At 77.0% G+C, this 3,061-nt stretch carries 3 protein-coding genes; 1 reads left to right on the top strand and 2 read right to left on the bottom strand.

Annotation, left to right across the window (positions count from 1 at the left end; genetic code table 11):
• The coding region (locus tag HLB09_RS14970) for a hypothetical protein (protein ID WP_212771163.1) at positions 1 to 1,326 on the top strand (1,326 nt) is incomplete at its 5' end.
• A gap of 43 nt (positions 1,327 to 1,369) precedes the next feature.
• Here the strand turns inward: HLB09_RS14970 and HLB09_RS14965 are convergent.
• Both HLB09_RS14965 and HLB09_RS14960 read right to left on the bottom strand, forming a co-directional pair.
• On the bottom strand, positions 1,370 to 1,951 hold the full coding sequence (locus HLB09_RS14965; RefSeq protein WP_171204129.1) for a P-loop NTPase family protein: 582 nt from the start codon (positions 1,949 to 1,951) through the stop codon (positions 1,370 to 1,372).
• Complete coding sequence (locus tag HLB09_RS14960; protein ID WP_171204128.1) at positions 1,948 to 3,042, bottom strand: TIGR03557 family F420-dependent LLM class oxidoreductase; 1,095 nt, start codon at positions 3,040 to 3,042, stop codon at positions 1,948 to 1,950. The genes HLB09_RS14965 and HLB09_RS14960 overlap by 4 nt, the downstream gene beginning before the upstream one ends.
• Between the last annotated feature and the right edge of the window lie 19 nt (positions 3,043 to 3,061).

The raw sequence follows: 3,061 nt of genomic DNA, 5'->3' as shown, positions 1-3,061 counted from the left end.
CTCGGCCTCGTCCTCGGCGGCTGCGCCGGGCTCGGCACCGGCGCCCTCGGCGGCGTCCTCCTCGCCGGCGGTGCCGGGGGAGGGGGCGGGGCCCTCGGCGACGTCCTCGAGCGCGTCACGGGAGGGGCGGGCGAGCGGTCCGTCGCCGAGGCGCTGCCCGACGAGCTGCCCCGCCTGCGCGCCCTCGTCGCCGACGAGCGCGGTCTGGACTGGGAGCACGAGGTGCCCGTGCGGGCCCTGGACGCCGACGCCTTCGCGGCGGCGCTCGACGGCGAGGAGCAGGGTGACGCCCCCTCGAGCGGCGGCGCGCGCCCCGACGAGGGCCTCGAGGACGACTGGCCCGCCGGTCTCGACGACCCGGGCGACGGACGGGCGGAGACCTACGCCGCCCTGGGGCTCACGCCGTCGGCCGCGACCTACGAGGAGGCCTGGTCCGCCGGGGACGCCGACGTCCTCGGCTTCTACGACCCGGAGGTCGACGAGGTCGTCCTGCGCGGCACGAGGTGGTCGCCCCTCGTCGAGGAGACGCTCGTCCACGAGCTCGTGCACGCCCTCGACGCCCAGCACGTCGACCTCGACGCGGCCCTGGACGCGGACCTCTCGCCCGAGGCCGTGAGCGCGCACGCCGCCGTCGTCGAGGGCGACGCCGAGCGCGTCGCCTGGGCCTGGTACGACGGCCTCGACGACGACCAGCTCGACGCCTACGACGAGGCGTGGGAGCGGTCGTGGGACGAGGAGGCCTCACCAGACGGGGAAGCAGACGGGGGCGCGGACGACCGCACCTACGACGCGCTCGCGGACGCGCTCGCCCTCTTCCCCTACGACTACGGCTACGTGGCCGTCGACGCCGTCGCCGACGCCCAGGGCCCGGGGGCCGTCACGACGCTGCTGCGCGAGCCGCTCACGACCACCGAGCAGGTGCTCGCCGCGCAGGGCGTGCCTGGCGCGTCGCCCGGCCTGGCCCCCGGCGCGGAGGTCCCCGCCCCTGCGGCGCCCGAGGGCGCGGAGGTCCTCGGCACGGGCACCCTCGGGCTGTTCCCCCTGTCGCTGCTGCCGCTCGTGGCCGACGCCGAGGACGAGGGCTACTACCTCGAGGACGACGTCGTGACGACGGCGTGGGCGGGGGACGCCTGGACGACGTGGGTGGACCCGGCCGACGACGCGCGCGCCTGCACGGCCGTCCTCGTCCGCCTCGACGACGCTCGCGGCCGGGACGACCTGGCCGAGGACCTCGCGGCCTGGGTGGAGGACGCGCGCGACGTCGGCGCCGCCCTCGCGCCCGTCGGCGAGACCGACCTGGAGCTCCGGGGCTGCGGCGACCGGTAGGCCGGCCGCCGGGCTCCCGTCCGCCACCGCACGGCCGTCGCCGTCAGGAGGGGCGTGCCGCCAGGGCGTCGACGACGCGGGCGACGCCGTCGGCGACGTCGGCCGCGGTCGTGTCGACGACCAGGTCCGGCGCCATCGCCGACCTCTCCCGCGGCCAGCGGTCGTAGACGCCGCGCAGGAAGGCGAGGTCCTTCGACACCCCCCGCGTCGGGTCCTCCTGCGCGCGGGCGTGCGCGGTGGGCAGGTCCGTGGTCACGGCCACGGTGAGCACCGCGGTGCCGGGCGGCGCGACGCGCACGAGGCGCGCGACCTCCGGGGCGGTGCCGGACCCCTCCGCGACGACGCACGTCAGGTCGGTGCGCGCCCACAGCGCGACGACCGCCTCGAAGACGGCGTGCGCCTCGTCCCAGCCGGGCAGGGTGGGCAGCGCCATCGCCGCGATCGCGTCGAGCTCGACGACGGCGACCCGCTCGCCGCGCCGGCGGAGCTCGGCCCCCAGCGCCGACGCCAGCGCGCTCTTCCCCGACGCCTGCGGGCCCGCCAGCACGACGAGCAGGGGCGCGGCAGCCCCCTTCCGCCCACCGGCCGGGTGCTCGGCGGGACGAGCGGGGCCGCCCGTCGTCACCGGTGCAGCGCCGGCAGCACCTCGCGGCCGAAGACCTCGACCCACTCCCGCTGGTTCCGGCCCACGTTGTGCAGGTAGACGCGGTCGAAGCCGAGGTCGACGTGCCGCTGGATGGCGGCGCGGTGCACGTCGGGGTCGCTCGAGATGACCATCCGGCCCTCGAAGTCCTCCTCGCGCACCATCTGCGCCATCGCCGCGAAGTCGTGCGGGGAGCGGATGTCGGCCTTGGGGAACTTCATCCCCCCGTTGGGCCACTCGACCAGCGCGTTGCGGAGGGCCTCCTCGTCCGTCGGGGCCCAGGACAGGTGCAGCTGCAGCACCTTCGGCATCGTCGAGGGGTCCTTGCCGGCCTCGCGGGCGCCGGCGTCGAAGCGCTCGAAGAGGCCGGAGATCTTCTCGAGCGGGGCGCCGACGGTGATGAGGCCGTCCGCCGACCGCCCGGCGCGCTTCGCGTTGAGGGGCCCGGCGGTGGCGACGAGCACCTCGGGCGGCTGCTCGGGCATGGTCCACAGCCGGGTCGTCTCGTGCCGGTACCAGGTGCCCTGGAACTTGACGTCCTTCCCGGCGAGCGAGGCGTCGAAGAGCTTCTTCATGAGGTCCACGGCCTCGAACATGCGCGCCGAGCGCTCGCCGCCCTCGGGCCAGTAGGGCGCGACGACGTGCTCGTTGAGGGCCTCGCCCGCACCGACGCCGAGCCAGTGGCGCCCGGGGTACATCGCCGCGAGCGTCGCCGAGGCCTGCGCGACGACGGCGGGGTGCCACCGCCAGCCCGGGGCGACGACGCCGGAGCCGAAGTCGCCGCGGGTGCGCTCGCCGACGGCCGTGAGCACGGGCCAGATCGAGGCGGCCTGGCCCTGCTGCGGCACCCAGGGCGCGAAGTGGTCGCCCGCCATGCAGCCCGAGAAGCCGTGCTGCTCGGAGAGGGCCGTCAGCTCGACCGCCTCGGTGGGGGTGAACTGCTCGAGCATCGCGGCGTAGCCGACCGTCAGCGAGGACGACGCCGCCCCCGACGTCGACGACGGCTCGGGACCGGCGCCCGGGGCGGGCACGGCGGGGGCACCGGCGGGGGAGGGGGTCGCGGCCTCGCTCATGCCGGCGACGCTACCGGCG

The organism is Pseudokineococcus marinus (assembly GCF_013004605.1).
Classification (GTDB): Bacteria; Actinomycetota; Actinomycetes; order Actinomycetales; family Quadrisphaeraceae; genus Pseudokineococcus; species Pseudokineococcus marinus.
The sequence above is the reverse complement of the archived record's forward strand: the minus strand, read 5'-3'. Positions and strand labels throughout refer to the sequence as shown.